Genomic DNA, 19,699 nt, shown 5'->3' on the forward strand with positions numbered 1-19,699 from the left:
GACTTGGCGCCTGTGCCCCTCTTCTGGGGTGCGGGCGGACAACGAGACACGAGAGCTCCTGCGCGGCGCGGCGACGCGCCCGGGGGCTGACGGGAGAGCGCCCGCATGCTCGAGAACGAGCCCAACGGCGGGGCCAACGGCCCCGGCGGGGAGACAACTGAACAGTCCAAGGTGACAAAGCGTCGCCGTGCCGCGAGCCGGCCGGCCGGACCGCCGCCCGAGCTGCCCGAGGAGCCGGCGCCCACGGTCACGACCACGGTCGCGGCCGCTACGGCCGAGCCCCCGAGCCCGGTCGAGCCGGCGAGCCCGGTCGAGCCGGCGAGCCCGGTCGAGGCCGCCGTGGCGCAGGCCACCGATGACGCTTTGGCGCAGGCCGCCGACGCCGTCACCGAGGAGAAGCCCAAGAGGGCCGCGAGGACCCGGTCGACGGCCACGACCACGCGCCGCCGTACGAGCAAGAAGGCCGCCGAGGTCGACGGCGAGGCGCCGGAGAGCGCGCAGGACACCGGCGGTGGGGTCCCCGAAGGCGTGACCGGCGCTGAGGCCGTGAGCGCCCTGGACGCGGCTGAGGGGGTCGAGCAGGCGGTCGAGGCCGCTCCGGCCAAGCGTCGCCGCACCCGCAAGAAGACAGAGCCTGAGGCGCCCGCTGAGAGCGTCGAGGCTCCGGGACGCTCCGCCGAGGTCGCGGCGGCCGCCGGCGAGGCGGCCGCCGAGCGGCTCGGCAGCGCCGACGCCGACGAGGACGTCATCGACCTCCTGCCCGAGGACGAGCCGCTGGACGACGAGCCCGCCGGTGAGGACCTCGACGAGGTCGACCGGCCGAGCCTGCTCGCCGACCCGTTCGGCCTGTCCGCGCGGGCGCAGGGGCAGCAGGGGACCGCCTTCCAGCGTCCCGCCGCCATCTTCGCGCCGCTGTTCCAGGCCCCGGACCCGACCCAGGCCAAGCCCGCCGCGACGCGGCGCCCTGAGCCGCAGCCGCAGCCCGAGCCGGCGGCCCCCGAGCCCGAGGAGGCCGCGGAGACCGTCACGGACGAGGACACCGACACCGCCGACGAGCAGGAGGAGGAGGGCGGCAGCCGCCGTCGCCGCCGCCGTCGTGGCGGCCGGGGCCGTGGCAAGGCGCGCGAGCGTGACGACTCCGACGACGACTCCGACGAGTCCGACGACGAGCAGGGCGACGAGGCTCAGGAAGAAGAGGCCTCCAGCTCCCGTCGGCGTCGCCGCCGCCGGCGCCGGGGTGCCGACGACGGCGTCGAGCCGGCCGTGGACGACCCGCCCAACACCGTCGTGCGCATCCGCGCGCCCCGCACGGGCCGCGCCGCCGGGCATGACATCTCCGCCGACGGCGTCACGAGCGTGCGCGGCTCCACCAGGCTCGAGGCCAAGAAGCAGCGCCGTCGTGAGGGCCGCGAGCTGGGCCGCAGGCGCCCGCCGATCATCACCGAGTCGGAGTTCCTGGCTCGGCGCGAGTCGGTCGACCGGATGATGGTGGTGCGCCGCCAGGGCGACCGCACCCAGATCGCGGTGCTGGAGGACGGCGTGCTCGTCGAGCACTACGTCAACCGCGAGGCCAGCCAGTCCTACGTCGGCAACGTCTACCTCGGCAAGGTGCAGAACGTGCTGCCGTCGATGGAGGCCGCCTTCGTCGACATCGGCAAGGGCCGCAACGCCGTCCTGTACGCCGGTGAGGTCAACTTCGACACCGCGGGCCTGGAAGGCCAGCCCAAGCGCATCGAGGCGGCGCTGAAGTCCGGCCAGTCGGTGCTGGTGCAGGTCACCAAGGACCCGATCGGCCACAAGGGCGCCCGCCTGACGTCACAGATCAGCCTGCCGGGCCGCTACCTCGTGTACGTGCCCGACGGCTCGATGACCGGCATCAGCCGCAAGCTGCCCGACAAGGAGCGCACGCGGCTCAAGAGCATCCTGAAGAAGGTCATGCCCGAGAACGCCGGCGTGATCGTGCGCACGGCCGCGGAGGGCGCTTCCGAGGACGAGCTGGCCCGTGACGTGGCCCGCCTGTCGGCGCAGTGGGAGAACATCCAGAAGAAGGCCAAGTCGGCCAGCCCGCCCGAGCTGCTCTCGGCCGAGCCGGACCTGACCGTCCGCGTGGTCCGCGACGTCTTCAACGAGGACTTCACCTCGCTGGTCGTGCAGGGCGAGGAGGCGTGGGAGACGGTCGACGAGTACGTCAAGTATGTCGCGCCGCACCTCGGCGAGCGGCTGTCCAAGTGGGACACCGAGCAGGGCGACGTGTTCGAGTCCTACCGGATCGACGAGCAGCTCGGCAAGGCGATGGACCGGAAGGTCTGGCTGCCCAGCGGCGGCTCGCTGGTGATCGACCGTACCGAGGCGATGAGCGTCGTCGACGTCAACACCGGCAAGTTCACCGGGCAGGGCGGCAACCTCGAAGAGACCGTCACGCGCAACAACCTGGAGGCGGCCGAGGAGATCGTCCGCCAGCTCAGGCTCCGCGACATCGGCGGCATCATCGTGATCGACTTCATCGACATGGTGCTGGAGTCCAACCGCGACCTGGTGCTGCGGCGGCTGCTCGAATGCCTGGCGCGCGACAGGACCAAGCACCAGGTGGCTGAGGTCACCTCCCTGGGTCTGGTCCAGATGACGCGTAAACGGGTCGGTCAGGGCCTCCTGGAGGCCTTCTCCACCCCGTGTGACTGCTGCAACGGGCGTGGTCTCATCGTCTCCACGGAGCCGGTCGAGTCCAAGCCGGAGCCACGCGGCACGCAGGGCAAGATGGCCATCGAGAAGGCGGTCTCGGACAAGGTGTCCGCGGCCAAGGACTCCGGCAGCCGTGATACCGTGACCGATGCGCTTGAAGACGTCCCGGCTGAGGACGACCAGGCGGGCCAGACTTCCGGCAGAGGGCGGCGACGCTCTCGCCGAGCCAAGTCAGCCGAGTAGCCAGGCGCTCCCGCAAGGGAGCGCTCCTCGGCGGACTGCCCCGACGATCCGTCCGGTTCGACCAGGGCACCGTTAATCCGGTACTCTTGAGAATCGGTGCGTCCAGCGGCGCGCCCTGTTCGCGCGCCTACTCGGTTCGTCGGTTCCAGACAGCACCGAATGCCGGGCGCAGCATTCAGAAGTCAGTAGAAGGGTTCCGCGGTGTACGCGATCGTTCGTTGCGGCGGCAGGCAGCAGAAGGTCTCCGTCGGTGACGTCCTCGAGGTGGACAAGGTCGCCGGCGAGGTCGGCTCTTCGGTTTCGCTGCCGACGGTGCTCGTCGTCAACGACGGCGATGTGACCACGGAGGCGGGCAAGTTCCTGGTGAGCGCCGAGATTCTCGGTGAGACCAAGGGACCGAAGATCCGCATCCTGAAGTACAAGAACAAGACCGGTTACAAGAAGCGCCAGGGTCACCGTCAGCGGTACACCCAGGTGAAGATCACCGGTATCGACCAGGCCTGATCGGGGAGTTAGAGAGATGGCACACAAGAAGGGCGCGTCGTCCACCCGGAACGGCCGTGACTCCAACGCCCAGCGCCTGGGCGTCAAGCGCTTCGGCGGCCAGCTGGTCAACGCGGGCGAGATCATCGTCCGGCAGCGTGGCACCCACTTCCACCCCGGCGACAACGTCGGCCGCGGCGGCGACGACACGCTGTTCGCACTGGCCGCCGGCCACGTGCAGTTCGGTCTCAAGCGCGGTCGTCGCGCGGTGAGCATCGTTCCGGTGGCGGAGTAGATTCTCAGAGTTTCCTGCTCAGGGGCGGATCGGGTTCTCGATCCGTCCCTGAGTGCGTTTTTCATGGCTTTTTTGGTGTACGGCTCAGCGCGGTGGGCCCCACCCGCCGTGCGGGGTCGGGGCCCGTCCAGGGGCACGCTCCTCCGGCGGACGTGGCCGCGCGCCGTGACGTGCGCATTCTTGGCCCCGGTCCGTGGACTGGGTTATGTGATGGGCCTTGATCGGCCTAGGAGGAGGGGCCGGGATGGCTGACTTTGTGGACCAAGTGGTGCTGCACCTCAAGGCGGGTGACGGCGGCAACGGCTGCGCGTCCGTGCACCGGGAGAAGTTCAAGCCGCTCGGCGGGCCCGACGGCGGAAACGGCGGGCGCGGCGGCGCGGTGATCCTCGAGGTGAGCCCCAACACCGCCACGCTGCTCGAATACCACCACCGGCCGCATCGCAAGGCCGACAACGGCAAGCAGGGCCAGGGGTCCAACCGCGACGGAGCCAATGGCGGGGACGTCATCCTTCCGGTGCCCAATGGGACGGTCGTCAAGAACGCCGCCACCGGTGAGGTGCTCGTCGACCTGGTCGGAGTCGGCACCCGCTACGTGATCGCCGAAGGCGGTCACGGTGGGCTCGGCAACGCGGCGCTGGCCAGCACCAAGCGCAAGGCGCCCGGGTTCGCGCTGCTCGGGGAGCCGGGGGACGCGCTCGACGTCATGCTGGAGCTCAAGAGCGTCGCCGACGTGGCGCTCGTCGGCTTCCCCAGCGCGGGGAAGTCGTCGCTGATCGCGGCGCTTTCCGCGGCCCGGCCGAAGATCGCCGACTACCCGTTCACCACCCTGATCCCGAACCTGGGCGTGGTGACCGCGGGCGAGACCATCTTCACCGTCGCCGACGTGCCGGGGCTGATCCCGGGGGCGTCGCAGGGCAAGGGGCTCGGGCACGAGTTCCTGCGCCACGTCGAGCGGTGCGACATGCTCGTCCACGTCATCGACTGCGCCACCATGGAGCCGGGACGCGACCCGATCACCGACTACGAGGTGATCGAGGCCGAGCTCGAGGCCTACGGCAAGCTCGAAGACCGGCCCCGCATGGTCGTGCTGAACAAGGCCGACGTGCCGGACGCCCGGGAGCTGGCCGATCTGGTCAGGGGCGAGTTCGAGGAGCGGGGGCTGCGGGTCTTCACCGTCTCGGCCGCCACCCATGACGGGCTGCGGGAGCTGACGTTCGCGATGGGCGAATGGGTCGCCGCGGCCAGGGCCGCCAAGCCCGTCGAGGAGCCCACGCGGCTGGTGCTCCGGCCCAAGCAGTTCGGCGAGGCCGGGTTCAGCGTCCGCCGGGTCAACGACAACCTCTTCCAGGTCACCGGCGAGAAGCCCGAGCGCTGGATCAGGCAGACCGACTTCAGCAACGACGAGGCCGTCGGATACCTGGCCGACCGGCTGGAGCGGCTCGGTGTCGAGGAGCAACTGGTCAAGGCCGGTGCCACGGCGGGCGCGGAGATCGTCATCGGGCCGATGGAGGGTGGCTACGTCTTCGACTGGCAGCCCACCCTCAACGCCGAGTCCGTACGGCAGGGGCCGCGCGGCTCCGACAACAGATTCAGCTAGCGGCGCCGTCGGCGGCATCCCGACCCCCAGCGGCGCCGCTGGAGGCATCCCGACACCCAGCGGCACCCAGCCCCGGGCGACCTAGCCCGGCGCGACACCCAGCGGTACCCAGCCCGGGCGCCCCTCAGCTTCCCGTCTCGGGCGGCCCCGGCTTTCCGTCCCAGGCGGCCCCCGGCCCCCCGGCCCTCGGCGGGTTCCCGGCCCTCGGCCGGTTGCCGTGGGCGGGTGCACCGGCCGGAGGGTCGGGTTGCCGGTCTCCGATAGGCTTCGAACGTGCGGGAACAGATCAGCTCAGCGTCGAAGGTCGTCGTCAAGGTCGGCTCTTCGTCGCTCACCACCCCCCAGGGCATGATCGACGTCGACCGGGTCGACGCCCTGGTCGACGTGCTGGCCGCCCGCCGCCGCGCCGGGACCCAGCTGGTCCTGGTCTCCTCGGGGGCGATCGCGGCGGGCCTCGGCCCGCTGGGGCTGACCGCCCGCCCCCGCGACCTCGCCACCCAGCAGGCCGCCGCGTCCGTGGGCCAGGGCGTGCTCGTCGCCCGCTACACCTCCTCCTTCGCCCGCTACGGCCTGCGCGTCGGGCAGGTGCTGCTGACCGCCGACGACATGATGCGCCGCGCCCACCACGCCAACGCCCAGCGCACCCTCACCCGGCTGTTGGAGCTCGGCATCGTGCCGATCGTCAACGAGAACGACACGGTCGCCACCGACGAGATCCGCTTCGGCGACAACGACCGGCTGGCGGCCTTGGTCGCCCACCTCATCCACAGTGACGCGCTGGTCCTGCTCTCCGACGTCGACGCCCTCTACGACGGGCCGCCGAGCCGCAGCGGGTCCCGGCGGCTGGCCGAGATCCGCGGCCCCGAGGACCTGGTCGGCGTCGAGCTCGGCAAGAACGGCGCGGCGGTCGGCACCGGCGGCATGGTCACCAAGGTGCAGGCCGCCAGGATCGCCACCGGCGCCGGCGTGCCGGTCGTGCTGACCGCCGCCGCGCACGCCGCCCAGGCGCTGGCCGGGGCCGATGTCGGGACCTATTTCCACCCGGGCGGCCGTCACCCCGGCACCCGGCTGCTCTGGCTCGCCCACGCGACCACCGGGCGCGGGCGGCTGCTGCTCGACGACGGCGCGGTGGAGGCCATCGTGGCCAGGCGCAAGTCGCTGCTGCCCGCCGGGGTCACCTCGGTGGAGGGCGACTTCGCGGCCGGCGACCCGGTGGACCTGTGCGGGCCGCGCGGCGGGGTGGTGGCGCGCGGGCTGGTCAACTTCGACGCGGGGGAGATCCCCGGACTGCTCGGCCGCTCGACGCGGGACCTGGGCAACGAGCTCGGTCCCGAATACGAACGCGAGCTGATCCACCGCGACGACATCGTCATACTGGAAGCCCACAACTAGGCAGCCGGAAACCGGCAGCCCACAACCAGGCAGGCGGCCGGCTCGCCGGCCGTCGGCAGAGGAGCGTGTGATGTCCGAGGAGTTCCTGAAGGTCGCCCGCGCGGCGCGAGAGGCCGCCGCCGAGCTGGCCCCGCTGCCGCGGGCGCCCAAGGACCGGGCGTTGCGCGCCGTCGCCGACGCCCTCGTCGCCCACACCGCCGAGATCGTCGAGGCCAACGCCAAGGACGTCGCGCAGGCGCGGGAGCAGGGCACGCCGGAGGCCATGATCGACCGGCTGCGCCTCGACGGGCCGAGGATCGAGGCCTTCGCCGAGGCCGTACGCCAGGTGGCCGACCTGCCCGACCCCGTCGGCGAGGTGATCCGGGGCAGCACGCTGCCCAACGGCCTGGAGCTGCGCCAGCTCAGGGTGCCGCTGGGCGTGATCGGCATCATCTACGAGGGCCGCCCCAACGTCACCGTCGACGCCGCCGCCCTCTGCCTCAAGAGCGGCAACGCGGCCCTGCTCAGGGGCTCGTCCAGCGCCTACGCCTCCAACACCGTGCTGGTGCGGGTGATGCAGGACGCGCTGGAGAGCACCGAGGTGCCCTCCGGGGCGGTGCAGCTCGTGCCGGGCCTGACCCGCGACTCCGTCAAGGAGCTGATGCGGGCCCGCGGCCTGGTCGACGTGCTGATCCCGCGCGGGGGCGCGTCGCTGATCAACTCGGTGGTCGAGGAGTCGACGGTCCCGGTGATCGAGACCGGCGTCGGCAACTGCCACGTCTACATCGACGCCGACGCCGATCTGGACCTGGCCGTCGACATCCTGGTCAACGCCAAGGCGCAGCGGCCGTCGGTGTGCAACGCGGCCGAGACGTTCCTGGTCCACGCCAGGGTCGCCGACGCGTTCGTGCCCCGGGCGCTCCAGGCGCTCAAGGACGCGGGCGTGACCGTGCACGGCGACGACCGGATCGCCGCCTACGGTGAGGTGGAGCCGGCCACCGAAGACGACTTCCTCGCCGAATACCTCTCGCTCGACATCGCCGCCGCCGTCGTCGGCTCGCTGGAGGAGGCCGTAGCCCACATCAGGCGCTACGGCTCCGGCCACACCGACGCCATCGTCACCCGGTCGCAGCAGGCGGCGCGCAGGTTCGTGTCGCTGGTCGACTCGGCGGCCGTCGCGGTCAACGCCTCCACCCGGTTCACCGACGGCGGCGAGTTCGGCTTCGGCGCGGAGATCGGCATCTCCACCCAGAAACTGCACGCGCGCGGCCCGATGGGCCTGCCCGAGCTGACGTCCACCAAATGGGTCTATACGGGGGAAGGGCATCTGCGCACATCAGCCGGCACGGTCATCCCAAGGTCAGGCGCCTGACCGGGTTGGGCAGCGGCGGCGTGTCGGCGTGACCGGTCAGCGGAGGAGCTCGGTTGACTGGACCACATGGAGATCGTCATCGCCCTGGCCTTCGCGGCCGTGGTGCTGTTCGGTGCGGATCGGGTGCTGCTCTGGCTGGAGAGCCGGGGCCACATCCACTGGCGCAGGAAGGGGAGGAAGGACCTGTCGGCGGAGCCTACGACGGAGCTCGACAGCATGCTGTCCGAGCAACCCCACCGATAAAGCTTCGGCGCGCCGCACGCGCTGCCGGGCGTCCCGACGCTAGGGTGTTGTCCCTTATGGGCGCGCCGGGCGGGGAGGGACGGTGACCAAGCTCGGCAAGGTCGGGCCGTACACCCTGCTCGAGAGGCTCGGTCGGGGCGGCATGGGCGAGGTCTACCTCGCCAGCTCCCGCCGGGGCGAGCGGGTCGCCCTCAAGGTCCTGCACGACCTGGCAGAAGACAACTCCATGCGGGTCAGGCTCGAACGCGAGGTCCGGGCGCTGCGCCGGGTCGAGAGCCCGTACGTGGCCAAGGTGCTGGACGCCGACCTCTCGTGCGACCGGCCGTACCTCGTCATGGAGAACATCGAGGGCGCCACGCTGCTCGACATGGTGCGCCACAGCGGCCCGCTCAACATGGCGCAGCTGGTGGAGCTGGCGCAGGGCATCGCCACGGCGCTCGCGATCATCCACGCGGCCGGTGTGGTGCACCGCGACCTCAAGCCCGCGAACATCATCATGGGCGCCGAGGGGCCGGTCCTCATCGACTTCGGCATCGCGCAGGTGCTGGACGCCACCCGGCTCACCCTGACCGGCACCTTCCTCGGCACGCCCGGCTACACCGCCCCCGAGATCTTCGCCGACGAGCACGTTGACTCGCCCGCCGACATCCACGCGTGGGCGGCGACGGTGGCGTTCGCGGCGACCGGGCGGCCGACGTTCGGGCGGGGGACGGCCGAGGCGCAGATGTACGCGGTGCTCAACGGGCAGGCCGACCTCAAGGGCGTGCCGGTGGCGCTGCTGTCGCTGGTGCGGGCCGCGCTGAACCGGGAGCCGGGCAAGCGCCCGACGGCCGCGCTGCTCGCCGACCGCCTGTCCCGGCTGGCCAAGGCGACCAGCCCCGCCGAGCCCGATCCCGCCCGTGCCGTGTCCGCGGCCGAGGAGGGCGTCGCGGTGCGTGGCCGGGCCGGCGAGGAGGCCAAGCCGCGCAGCCGTACGGCAGAGGAGGCCAAGGCCCGCAGCCGCACGGCGGAGGAGGTCAAGCCGCGTAGCCGGACCGGTGAGGAGGCCAAGCCGCGCGGCCGGACGGTGGACGACGGGAAGGTGCCCGCGCCGCGGGCGCGGACGAACGCGGACGGGAAGGTCCCGATGCCGCGGGGCCGCACGAGTGCGGACGGGAAGGTGCCCGCACCCCGGGGCCGCACGAGTGCGGATGGAAAGAGCACGGGGCCACGGCTCCGTACGGGCGAGGGCATCAAGCCCACACCCGTACGGACCCGCACGAAGACCGTGACCGGCAAGCCCCGGACTGCGGGCACGCGCAACACCGGACTCAGGTCGGAGTCGGGCTCCACCACGCTGCCCGCGGGCAACGCCGCGCTGTTGCTGCTCGCGGTGCTGGCCGTGCCCTGTGTGGTGGCGTCGGTGATCTGGCCGATCGCGACGATCGGGATCACGGCCGCGTTCGTGCTGCTGACCAGGACGCTCTGGATGAGCCACTGGATGGTCAGGAAGCGTGTCTCGCGCCGGGTCAGGGTGACCCTGCGCGTGATGCTCTTCCCGTTCGCGTTCACCGGTGCGACCGCGACCGCCGTGGTGTGGCCGGGCGTGCCCGTCGCGATGGCGGCGGGTGGCGCGCTGTGGCTGATCGGCGGCGGTCAGATCGATGCCGACTGGTGGCAGCAGCCCGCGCCGGTCACCGCTGCGGGTGTCGTGTTCGGGATGCTGTGCGGCGGCATCACCGGACGCGAGATCGAGCGGGTCGGCGCCCATCTGCCGGACCTACGCAGGGAAGGGCTGCGCGCACTGGCCGTGCTGGGCGGGTTCGTCGCCCTGTGCGCGGCTGCGGTGCGCGCCATCGCGCTGCTTCTGTGACCGGCTGAGGGCTAGCCCTGGCCGCCGTCGCGGCGGGAGAAGCGGTTGAAGATGCGCTCGCCCGCGTTGACCGCGCCCTCTGCCACGTCGCGCAGTACGCCGATGAACGGATCCTGCGACTGGGACCACGACGCGCGGTAGGACTCGGCCGCGGCCTTGATCTCGTCGGTGACCCGGGCGCTGGCGTCGTCCTCCCTGCGCGGGTAGTCGCCGCCGAGAATGCGCTCGTACTCGCCGCCGCGGTGCCACTTGTCGAGCTCGGCCACGCGCACCACGGCGAACGGGTGGGTGGTGCCGAGCAGGTTGAGCACCTTGAGGAAGCCGTCGCGCAGGTCGCCCGCGGTGTCGTATTCCTGGTACTGCTCCAGGAACGCCTCGATGTTCATCTCGTGGGTGTAGGCGCCGCCGGCCAGCTTCATCAGCGCGCGCTTGGCCGCGTCCGGGTCCTGGCCGGTGAGCAGGCCACCGCGGTCGGAGGAGAGCTCCGACTTGCGGTACCACTCCTCCAGCCCCGCGACGATCGCGCGCAGGCCGATGTAGCCGAGCGGGATCCAGGCCACGCGGGTGGCCAGGCGGGTGAGGATGTCGAGCATCGTCCGGTAGACGGCGTGGCCCGACAGGATGTGCGAGGTCTCGTGACCGATGACGAAGCGCTGCTCCTCCTCGTTCATGAGGTTGAGCAGGCCGGTGGTCACCACGATGAACGGGTCGTCGAAACCGATGGCCTTGGCCTGGACCTGCGGGTCCTGCTGGACGTAGATCTCGGGGATCCGGTGCAGGTCGAGAACATAGGCGGCGTCGCGGCCCATGTCGTAGAGGGAGCGGAACTGGGTCTCGCTCACGCGCACGGCCGACGCCAGGTACATCAGGCGCAGGCGGCGCTCGCTGATGAGGCCGGACATCTGCTTGAGAACCGTGTCGAACCCACTCAACTTACGCAGAGCGACCAGCGCGGACCGGTCTGCGGGGTGTTCGTAGGCACGAGACGAGATGCCGGGCAATTGGACGCGGTTGCGGTCCGGGGTGGTCGTCATGCCCGGCATGCTACGTCGGCAGCCGGGGCGGCGCGCGTTCATCACCTGGGTTCGTGACGGGGTTGGTGACCGCTTTGGTCATCGGGGGGTGCCGTGTTCGTGTCCGATAGCCGCCGCGTAGGGTCCTTTCATGATGAACGCGCCGAGTGTCCAGGGAAAGCGACGCGTGGGAGTGATGGGTGGGACGTTCGACCCGATTCACCACGGTCACCTGGTCGCCGCCAGCGAAGTGGCTCACCACTTCAATCTCGACGAGGTCGTCTTCGTGCCCACGGGCCGGCCGTACCAGAAGTCGGAGCGCGAGGTGTCCGCGCCCGAGGACCGCTATCTGATGACCGTGATCGCGACCGCGTCGAACCCCCGCTTCTCGGTGAGCCGGGTGGACGTCGACCGGCCCGGGCCCACCTTCACCATCGACACGTTGCGTGACATCTCCGCGATCTACGGGCCTGAGGCAGATCTCTATTTCATCACCGGAGCCGACGCCCTCGGTGCGATTCTCAGCTGGCAGAACGCCGAGGAGCTGTTCGAGCTCGCCCATTTCGTGGGGTGTACGCGGCCCGGCCACACGCTGCACGATCCGGGCCTGCCGCCGGGGAAGGTGACGTTGCTGGAGATCCCCGCCCTGGCCATCTCCTCGTCGGAGTGCAGGGAGCGGGTGGAGAAGGGTGAGCCGATCTGGTATCTGGTGCCGGATGGAATCGTGCAGTACATCAACAAACGCGGCCTTTATCACGCAGAGGGCTGAAGGTGCTCGTGCCGTACGTGGGGCTCTGGAGCGGTAACGGGTACCCTCAACATAGGGGCATGTTGCCGACACAGGAGGACCGACCCGCATCGTGACCGCATCCGAAAGAGCCGTCCAGCTCGTCCAGATCGCCGCCGAGGCCGCGGCCGACAAGCTGGCCGATGACATTCTCGCCTACGACGTGAGCGAGCAACTCGTCATCACCGACGCGTTCCTGCTCTGCTCCGCCACGAACGACCGCCAGGTCCGCGCCATCGTCGACGAGATCGAAGACAGGCTGCGCATCGAGGCCGACGCCAAGCCGGTACGCCGCGAGGGTGAGCGCGAGGGCCGTTGGGTGCTCCTCGACTACCTCGACATCGTCGTACACGTGCAGCACGAGGAGGACCGCACTTTCTACGCGCTGGAGCGCCTCTGGAAGGACTGTCCGGCCATCCCGCTCCCGGAGAGCGTGGCGCTGGCCAACATCCAGCGGGCCCGCACTTGAGCAAGAGGATCGTCTGCCTGAGACACGGCCAGACGCTGTGGAACGTCGAGCGCCGCTTCCAAGGCCACTCCGACATCCCGCTCGACGAGACCGGTGTCGCCCAGGCGGCCAGGGCGGCGTCCCTGCTGGCCTCGCTGCGGCCCACCGTGATCGTCTCCTCCGACCTCCAGCGCGCCAACGACACCGCGCTGGCGCTCGGCCGGATCGTCGGCCTCGAGGTGTCCGTCGACAAGGACCTCCGCGAACGCGGCGGAGGTCAGTGGGAGGGCCTGACCCGCGACGAGATCGCCGCCCGCTGGCCGAAGGAGTACGTGGACTGGGAGGCCCCCGACGGCGAGCCGGTCGCCGACGTTGCCGGCCGGGTGGCGGCCGCCATGCGCCGCTGGGCGGACCGGCTCGACGACGACGGCCTGCTGGTCGTGGCCTCGCACGGCGCGGCGCTGCGGCTGGGCATCTGCGAGTTGCTGGGGCTGCCCGAGGAGCTCTGGCCAGCGCTCGGCGGGCTCGGCAACTGCTCCTGGTCGGTGTTGCAGGAAGGGCGTAAGGGGTGGCGGCTGCTCGAGCACAACGCCGGCACGCTGCCTGAGCCGGTCAACAGCGACGACCGTCCGGACGCCTAGGGGCTGTCTCCAGCCCACGCCCAGCCCAGGTTCTGCCGCGCCGGCTCAGGTCTGCGGCGCCGGCTTGTTCTGCGGCGCCAGCGGAGTTTTCGGCGATAGCGGGATTTGTGGCTGTAGTGCGGGTGGCGGAGGGGATGTGGTGTTATTTCGTCTTAGTGCGCTAGGGCGATGAGGAGACTTCGCGGTGGACCGAGGTGAGGTGCCTTACCTCCGGATCGTCGGCGAGCTGCGGCGGCGGATCACCGCAGGGGAGCTGGCGGTGGGGGACAGGATCCCGTCCACCCGGCAGATCATGCGTGACTGGGGAGTGGCGATGGCCACGGCCAGCAAGGCGATCGGCGCGCTTCGGGACGAAGGGCTGGTACGTCCGGTGCCCGGGATCGGCACCGTGGTGCTCCCCCGTGTTGACACTCCGCCCGAGGCGGAGGGCTCAGTTGACGGCGGCAGGGGACTGGAGTCTGCCACTGAGGACCTGACCAAGCAGCGCGTCCTCGGCGTGGCCATCAAGATCGCCGACAGTGAGGGGCTCGCCGCCGTCTCCATGCACCGGCTCGCCGCCGAGCTCGGCGCGTCGGCCCCGTCGCTTCATCGGTACGTACGGACCAAGGACGAGCTCGTCCACCTGATGGCGGACGCCGCCTACGACGAGATACCGCTGCCCGCGCAGCCGCCGCCCGGTTGGCGCGCCCAGCTTGAGGTGTCGCTGCGGCTTCAATGGCGCCTCCACCGCCGCCATCCCTGGCTGTCCCAGGCCATCCCGCTCACCAGACCCGAGTTCGTCCGCAACGGAATGGCGCACACCGAATGGATCCTGCGCGCCATCGACGGCCTCGGCCTCACCCCCACCGCCATGCTGCACGCCAGCGTGTCCCTGGCCGGGTTCGTACGAGGGGTCGCGGCGGCCCCGGAGACCGACGATGAAGGGATGGCGGCGGTCAGAGAGGGGCAGCTGGCCGAGGCGCTCTCCTCCGGCGGCTTCCCGACCATGGCCCGCGTCATCGTGCAGCCCGGACTCGACCTCGACCTGGACTCGCTCTTCGAGTTCGGGCTGCGCCGCCAGCTGGACGGGCTGGCCGTACTGGTGGCCGGTGCGGCGCACGGACGGCGCGATTAGGCGAATCCCAGCGATGGCTGTAAGCTCTCCAAGCGCCGCAACGAGCCAACTCGTCGCGGTGACCAGGGGCTATAGCGCAGCTGGTAGCGCACCTCCATGGCATGGAGGGGGTCTGGGGTTCGAATCCCCATAGCTCCACTCGTCGGCGGGGTTGGTTGGTCGCTCGCCCCCTACGGGGGCTTCGCTTCCCCCGCGGCCTTCTCGTTGTTTACCCCGGGGGATAACCCCCGGACCCCCAGCGTCGGGCCAATTGGCCTTCGCTTCGCTCCGGGCTGTTTTTCTTTTTTCCCCCAAATGGCTTCGCCTCTTTTGGCGCTTCGCGCTTGGGGGCTTCAGGCGTTTTCTTCCAGTCGGGCCTGGTCCCGACCCCTGTAGGGCCTTCGCTTCGCTCGGGCGTTCTTGTTTGGGCCGCTTCGCCCGCTTGGCCATTGAGTGTCTGTGGCGGAGTTGGTGCGTCGAGCAGGGTTGCCGCAGTTGCCGTCGCCCGTGGACCCTGCACCTGCGGAAGTGCCGAGTGCTTCGGCGCTGACCAGATATCGGCGGGCGGTGGAGCACGTGCGGCTGGTCCGGCGTCCGCGATGACCTGCGGCCCCCGGATGGCGTCCCATCGAGTGGTGTAGTTCGTGACGATCAGTCACCGAGGTCTGGCAGAAGGTGAGCCATCGTGTGACGGTCGAAGGGAAGCGCTCATTCTTCCCGGCACCGGACGCGAGATCGAGCGGGTCGGCGCCCATCTGCCGGACCTACGCAGGGAAGGGCTGCGCGCACTGGCCGTGCTGGGCGGGTTCGTCGCCCTGTGCGCGGCTGCGGTGCGCGCCATCGCGCTGCTTCTGTGACCGGCTGAGGGCTAGCCCTGGCCGCCGTCGCGGCGGGAGAAGCGGTTGAAGATGCGCTCGCCCGCGTTGACCGCGCCCTCTGCCACGTCGCGCAGTACGCCGATGAACGGATCCTGCGACTGGGACCACGACGCGCGGTAGGACTCGGCCGCGGCCTTGATCTCGTCGGTGACCCGGGCGCTGGCGTCGTCCTCCCTGCGCGGGTAGTCGCCGCCGAGAATGCGCTCGTACTCGCCGCCGCGGTGCCACTTGTCGAGCTCGGCCACGCGCACCACGGCGAACGGGTGGGTGGTGCCGAGCAGGTTGAGCACCTTGAGGAAGCCGTCGCGCAGGTCGCCCGCGGTGTCGTATTCCTGGTACTGCTCCAGGAACGCCTCGATGTTCATCTCGTGGGTGTAGGCGCCGCCGGCCAGCTTCATCAGCGCGCGCTTGGCCGCGTCCGGGTCCTGGCCGGTGAGCAGGCCACCGCGGTCGGAGGAGAGCTCCGACTTGCGGTACCACTCCTCCAGCCCCGCGACGATCGCGCGCAGGCCGATGTAGCCGAGCGGGATCCAGGCCACGCGGGTGGCCAGGCGGGTGAGGATGTCGAGCATCGTCCGGTAGACGGCGTGGCCCGACAGGATGTGCGAGGTCTCGTGACCGATGACGAAGCGCTGCTCCTCCTCGTTCATGAGGTTGAGCAGGCCGGTGGTCACCACGATGAACGGGTCGTCGAAACCGATGGCCTTGGCCTGGACCTGCGGGTCCTGCTGGACGTAGATCTCGGGGATCCGGTGCAGGTCGAGAACATAGGCGGCGTCGCGGCCCATGTCGTAGAGGGAGCGGAACTGGGTCTCGCTCACGCGCACGGCCGACGCCAGGTACATCAGGCGCAGGCGGCGCTCGCTGATGAGGCCGGACATCTGCTTGAGAACCGTGTCGAACCCACTCAACTTACGCAGAGCGACCAGCGCGGACCGGTCTGCGGGGTGTTCGTAGGCACGAGACGAGATGCCGGGCAATTGGACGCGGTTGCGGTCCGGGGTGGTCGTCATGCCCGGCATGCTACGTCGGCAGCCGGGGCGGCGCGCGTTCATCACCTGGGTTCGTGACGGGGTTGGTGACCGCTTTGGTCATCGGGGGGTGCCGTGTTCGTGTCCGATAGCCGCCGCGTAGGGTCCTTTCATGATGAACGCGCCGAGTGTCCAGGGAAAGCGACGCGTGGGAGTGATGGGTGGGACGTTCGACCCGATTCACCACGGTCACCTGGTCGCCGCCAGCGAAGTGGCTCACCACTTCAATCTCGACGAGGTCGTCTTCGTGCCCACGGGCCGGCCGTACCAGAAGTCGGAGCGCGAGGTGTCCGCGCCCGAGGACCGCTATCTGATGACCGTGATCGCGACCGCGTCGAACCCCCGCTTCTCGGTGAGCCGGGTGGACGTCGACCGGCCCGGGCCCACCTTCACCATCGACACGTTGCGTGACATCTCCGCGATCTACGGGCCTGAGGCAGATCTCTATTTCATCACCGGAGCCGACGCCCTCGGTGCGATTCTCAGCTGGCAGAACGCCGAGGAGCTGTTCGAGCTCGCCCATTTCGTGGGGTGTACGCGGCCCGGCCACACGCTGCACGATCCGGGCCTGCCGCCGGGGAAGGTGACGTTGCTGGAGATCCCCGCCCTGGCCATCTCCTCGTCGGAGTGCAGGGAGCGGGTGGAGAAGGGTGAGCCGATCTGGTATCTGGTGCCGGATGGAATCGTGCAGTACATCAACAAACGCGGCCTTTATCACGCAGAGGGCTGAAGGTGCTCGTGCCGTACGTGGGGCTCTGGAGCGGTAACGGGTACCCTCAACATAGGGGCATGTTGCCGACACAGGAGGACCGACCCGCATCGTGACCGCATCCGAAAGAGCCGTCCAGCTCGTCCAGATCGCCGCCGAGGCCGCGGCCGACAAGCTGGCCGATGACATTCTCGCCTACGACGTGAGCGAGCAACTCGTCATCACCGACGCGTTCCTGCTCTGCTCCGCCACGAACGACCGCCAGGTCCGCGCCATCGTCGACGAGATCGAAGACAGGCTGCGCATCGAGGCCGACGCCAAGCCGGTACGCCGCGAGGGTGAGCGCGAGGGCCGTTGGGTGCTCCTCGACTACCTCGACATCGTCGTACACGTGCAGCACGAGGAGGACCGCACTTTCTACGCGCTGGAGCGCCTCTGGAAGGACTGTCCGGCCATCCCGCTCCCGGAGAGCGTGGCGCTGGCCAACATCCAGCGGGCCCGCACTTGAGCAAGAGGATCGTCTGCCTGAGACACGGCCAGACGCTGTGGAACGTCGAGCGCCGCTTCCAAGGCCACTCCGACATCCCGCTCGACGAGACCGGTGTCGCCCAGGCGGCCAGGGCGGCGTCCCTGCTGGCCTCGCTGCGGCCCACCGTGATCGTCTCCTCCGACCTCCAGCGCGCCAACGACACCGCGCTGGCGCTCGGCCGGATCGTCGGCCTCGAGGTGTCCGTCGACAAGGACCTCCGCGAACGCGGCGGAGGTCAGTGGGAGGGCCTGACCCGCGACGAGATCGCCGCCCGCTGGCCGAAGGAGTACGTGGACTGGGAGGCCCCCGACGGCGAGCCGGTCGCCGACGTTGCCGGCCGGGTGGCGGCCGCCATGCGCCGCTGGGCGGACCGGCTCGACGACGACGGCCTGCTGGTCGTGGCCTCGCACGGCGCGGCGCTGCGGCTGGGCATCTGCGAGTTGCTGGGGCTGCCCGAGGAGCTCTGGCCAGCGCTCGGCGGGCTCGGCAACTGCTCCTGGTCGGTGTTGCAGGAAGGGCGTAAGGGGTGGCGGCTGCTCGAGCACAACGCCGGCACGCTGCCTGAGCCGGTCAACAGCGACGACCGTCCGGACGCCTAGGGGCTGTCTCCAGCCCACGCCCAGCCCAGGTTCTGCCGCGCCGGCTCAGGTCTGCGGCGCCGGCTTGTTCTGCGGCGCCAGCGGAGTTTTCGGCGATAGCGGGATTTGTGGCTGTAGTGCGGGTGGCGGAGGGGATGTGGTGTTATTTCGTCTTAGTGCGCTAGGGCGATGAGGAGACTTCGCGGTGGACCGAGGTGAGGTGCCTTACCTCCGGATCGTCGGCGAGCTGCGGCGGCGGATCACCGCAGGGGAGCTGGCGGTGGGGGACAGGATCCCGTCCACCCGGCAGATCATGCGTGACTGGGGAGTGGCGATGGCCACGGCCAGCAAGGCGATCGGCGCGCTTCGGGACGAAGGGCTGGTACGTCCGGTGCCCGGGATCGGCACCGTGGTGCTCCCCCGTGTTGACACTCCGCCCGAGGCGGAGGGCTCAGTTGACGGCGGCAGGGGACTGGAGTCTGCCACTGAGGACCTGACCAAGCAGCGCGTCCTCGGCGTGGCCATCAAGATCGCCGACAGTGAGGGGCTCGCCGCCGTCTCCATGCACCGGCTCGCCGCCGAGCTCGGCGCGTCGGCCCCGTCGCTTCATCGGTACGTACGGACCAAGGACGAGCTCGTCCACCTGATGGCGGACGCCGCCTACGACGAGATACCGCTGCCCGCGCAGCCGCCGCCCGGTTGGCGCGCCCAGCTTGAGGTGTCGCTGCGGCTTCAATGGCGCCTCCACCGCCGCCATCCCTGGCTGTCCCAGGCCATCCCGCTCACCAGACCCGAGTTCGTCCGCAACGGAATGGCGCACACCGAATGGATCCTGCGCGCCATCGACGGCCTCGGCCTCACCCCCACCGCCATGCTGCACGCCAGCGTGTCCCTGGCCGGGTTCGTACGAGGGGTCGCGGCGGCCCCGGAGACCGACGATGAAGGGATGGCGGCGGTCAGAGAGGGGCAGCTGGCCGAGGCGCTCTCCTCCGGCGGCTTCCCGACCATGGCCCGCGTCATCGTGCAGCCCGGACTCGACCTCGACCTGGACTCGCTCTTCGAGTTCGGGCTGCGCCGCCAGCTGGACGGGCTGGCCGTACTGGTGGCCGGTGCGGCGCACGGACGGCGCGATTAGGCGAATCCCAGCGATGGCTGTAAGCTCTCCAAGCGCCGCAACGAGCCAACTCGTCGCGGTGACCAGGGGCTATAGCGCAGCTGGTAGCGCACCTCCATGGCATGGAGGGGGTCTGGGGTTCGAATCCCCATAGCTCCACTCGTCGGCGGGGTTGGTTGGTCGCTCGCCCCCTACGGGGGCTTCGCTTCCCCCGCGGCCTTCTCGTTGTTTACCCCGGGGGATAACCCCCGGACCCCCAGCGTCGGGCCAATTGGCCTTCGCTTCGCTCCGGGCTGTTTTTCTTTTTTCCCCCAAATGGCTTCGCCTCTTTTGGCGCTTCGCGCTTGGGGGCTTCAGGCGTTTTCTTCCAGTCGGGCCTGGTCCCGACCCCTGTAGGGCCTTCGCTTCGCTCGGGCGTTCTTGTTTGGGCCGCTTCGCCCGCTTGGCCATTGAGTGTCTGTGGCGGAGTTGGTGCGTCGAGCAGGGTTGCCGCAGTTGCCGTCGCCCGTGGACCCTGCACCTGCGGAAGTGCCGAGTGCTTCGGCGCTGACCAGATATCGGCGGGCGGTGGAGCACGTGCGGCTGGTCCGGCGTCCGCGATGACCTGCGGCCCCCGGATGGCGTCCCATCGAGTGGTGTAGTTCGTGACGATCAGTCACCGAGGTCTGGCAGAAGGTGAGCCATCGTGTGACGGTCGAAGGGAAGCGCTCATTCTTCCCGGAAGGACACGCTCACGATGGCTC

Annotated in this window: 19 protein-coding genes and 2 tRNA genes; 19 read left to right on the forward strand and 2 right to left on the reverse strand. The window is 70.2% G+C overall.

What is annotated here, in order from left to right; all coding sequences use genetic code 11:
- Positions 1–105: 105 nt before the first annotated feature.
- From LDL49_RS53070 to LDL49_RS53105, 8 genes are all read left to right on the forward strand, one after another.
- Positions 106–2,922: an Rne/Rng family ribonuclease gene (locus tag LDL49_RS53070; protein WP_225302580.1), complete on the forward strand. Its 2,817-nt coding sequence runs from the start codon at positions 106–108 to the stop codon at positions 2,920–2,922.
- Between the two features lie 201 nt (positions 2,923–3,123).
- On the forward strand, positions 3,124–3,426 hold the full coding sequence (rplU, locus tag LDL49_RS53075) for a 50S ribosomal protein L21 (RefSeq protein ID WP_138694024.1): 303 nt from the start codon (positions 3,124–3,126) through the stop codon (positions 3,424–3,426).
- A gap of 16 nt (positions 3,427–3,442) precedes the next feature.
- Positions 3,443–3,700 (forward strand): 50S ribosomal protein L27, encoded by a 258-nt coding sequence (gene rpmA, locus LDL49_RS53080; protein ID WP_090773491.1) that lies wholly within the window; start codon positions 3,443–3,445, stop codon positions 3,698–3,700.
- A 244-nt stretch (positions 3,701–3,944) separates the two neighbouring features.
- Complete coding sequence (gene obgE / locus LDL49_RS53085; protein ID WP_225302581.1) at positions 3,945–5,297, forward strand: GTPase ObgE; 1,353 nt, start codon at positions 3,945–3,947, stop codon at positions 5,295–5,297.
- Between the two features lie 273 nt (positions 5,298–5,570).
- Positions 5,571–6,689, forward strand: a complete 1,119-nt coding sequence (gene proB / locus LDL49_RS53090; RefSeq protein WP_225302582.1) for a glutamate 5-kinase — start codon at positions 5,571–5,573, stop codon at positions 6,687–6,689.
- 70 nt (positions 6,690–6,759) lie between these two features.
- Positions 6,760–8,040 carry a glutamate-5-semialdehyde dehydrogenase gene (locus LDL49_RS53095; RefSeq protein ID WP_225302583.1) on the forward strand — a complete coding sequence of 427 codons (1,281 nt, stop codon included), beginning with the start codon at positions 6,760–6,762 and terminating at the stop codon, positions 8,038–8,040.
- 66 nt (positions 8,041–8,106) lie between these two features.
- Positions 8,107–8,283: a hypothetical protein gene (locus LDL49_RS53100; protein ID WP_225302584.1), complete on the forward strand. Its 177-nt coding sequence runs from the start codon at positions 8,107–8,109 to the stop codon at positions 8,281–8,283.
- An 82-nt stretch (positions 8,284–8,365) separates the two neighbouring features.
- Entirely contained in the window at positions 8,366–10,135 is a 1,770-nt protein-coding gene (locus LDL49_RS53105; RefSeq protein ID WP_225302585.1) for a serine/threonine-protein kinase, read from the forward strand.
- Between the two features lie 11 nt (positions 10,136–10,146).
- Here LDL49_RS53105 and LDL49_RS53110 read toward each other — a convergent pair whose 3' ends face one another.
- The gene (locus LDL49_RS53110; RefSeq protein WP_225302586.1) at positions 10,147–11,178 is read right to left on the reverse strand and encodes a M48 family metallopeptidase; all 1,032 of its coding nucleotides are present in this window, start codon (positions 11,176–11,178) and stop codon (positions 10,147–10,149) included.
- Positions 11,179–11,299: 121 nt separating this feature from the next.
- Here LDL49_RS53110 and nadD (LDL49_RS53115) point away from each other — a divergent pair, with 121 nt between their 5' ends.
- The 6 genes from nadD (LDL49_RS53115) (at position 11,300) to LDL49_RS53140 (ending at position 14,974) form a co-directional block, all read left to right on the forward strand.
- The gene (nadD, locus tag LDL49_RS53115; RefSeq protein WP_225302587.1) at positions 11,300–11,917 is read left to right on the forward strand and encodes a nicotinate-nucleotide adenylyltransferase; all 618 of its coding nucleotides are present in this window, start codon (positions 11,300–11,302) and stop codon (positions 11,915–11,917) included.
- A gap of 91 nt (positions 11,918–12,008) precedes the next feature.
- Positions 12,009–12,404, forward strand: a complete 396-nt coding sequence (gene rsfS / locus LDL49_RS53120) for a ribosome silencing factor (RefSeq protein WP_225302588.1) — start codon at positions 12,009–12,011, stop codon at positions 12,402–12,404.
- The gene (locus tag LDL49_RS53125; protein WP_225302589.1) at positions 12,401–13,024 is read left to right on the forward strand and encodes a histidine phosphatase family protein; all 624 of its coding nucleotides are present in this window, start codon (positions 12,401–12,403) and stop codon (positions 13,022–13,024) included. Before rsfS (LDL49_RS53120) ends, LDL49_RS53125 begins: the two co-directional genes overlap by 4 nt.
- Positions 13,025–13,208: 184 nt before the next feature.
- A complete protein-coding gene (locus LDL49_RS58940) occupies positions 13,209–14,138 on the forward strand; it encodes a TetR/AcrR family transcriptional regulator C-terminal domain-containing protein (RefSeq protein ID WP_225302590.1) in 930 nt (309 codons plus the stop codon).
- A 65-nt stretch (positions 14,139–14,203) separates the two neighbouring features.
- A tRNA-Ala gene (locus LDL49_RS53135) sits at positions 14,204–14,276 on the forward strand.
- Between the two features lie 485 nt (positions 14,277–14,761).
- Positions 14,762–14,974, forward strand: coding sequence for a hypothetical protein (locus tag LDL49_RS53140; protein ID WP_225302591.1), 213 nt, complete (start codon positions 14,762–14,764; stop codon positions 14,972–14,974).
- An 11-nt stretch (positions 14,975–14,985) separates the two neighbouring features.
- Here LDL49_RS53140 and LDL49_RS53145 read toward each other — a convergent pair whose 3' ends face one another.
- On the reverse strand, positions 14,986–16,017 hold the full coding sequence (locus LDL49_RS53145) for a M48 family metallopeptidase (protein ID WP_225302586.1): 1,032 nt from the start codon (positions 16,015–16,017) through the stop codon (positions 14,986–14,988).
- A gap of 121 nt (positions 16,018–16,138) precedes the next feature.
- Between LDL49_RS53145 and nadD (LDL49_RS53150) the strand changes: the two genes are divergently transcribed.
- From nadD (LDL49_RS53150) to LDL49_RS53170, 5 genes are all read left to right on the forward strand, one after another.
- Positions 16,139–16,756 (forward strand): nicotinate-nucleotide adenylyltransferase, encoded by a 618-nt coding sequence (gene nadD, locus LDL49_RS53150; RefSeq protein WP_225302587.1) that lies wholly within the window; start codon positions 16,139–16,141, stop codon positions 16,754–16,756.
- 91 nt (positions 16,757–16,847) lie between these two features.
- Positions 16,848–17,243 (forward strand): ribosome silencing factor, encoded by a 396-nt coding sequence (rsfS, locus tag LDL49_RS53155; RefSeq protein WP_225302588.1) that lies wholly within the window; start codon positions 16,848–16,850, stop codon positions 17,241–17,243.
- The gene (locus LDL49_RS53160; protein ID WP_225302589.1) at positions 17,240–17,863 is read left to right on the forward strand and encodes a histidine phosphatase family protein; all 624 of its coding nucleotides are present in this window, start codon (positions 17,240–17,242) and stop codon (positions 17,861–17,863) included. The genes rsfS (LDL49_RS53155) and LDL49_RS53160 overlap by 4 nt, the downstream gene beginning before the upstream one ends.
- A 184-nt stretch (positions 17,864–18,047) precedes the next feature.
- Positions 18,048–18,977, forward strand: coding sequence for a TetR/AcrR family transcriptional regulator C-terminal domain-containing protein (locus tag LDL49_RS58945; protein WP_225302590.1), 930 nt, complete (start codon positions 18,048–18,050; stop codon positions 18,975–18,977).
- Between the two features lie 65 nt (positions 18,978–19,042).
- A tRNA-Ala gene (locus LDL49_RS53170) sits at positions 19,043–19,115 on the forward strand.
- Positions 19,116–19,699: the final 584 nt, after the last annotated feature.

The organism is Nonomuraea aurantiaca, from assembly GCF_020215705.1.
GTDB classification, from domain to species: domain Bacteria; phylum Actinomycetota; class Actinomycetes; order Streptosporangiales; family Streptosporangiaceae; genus Nonomuraea; species Nonomuraea aurantiaca.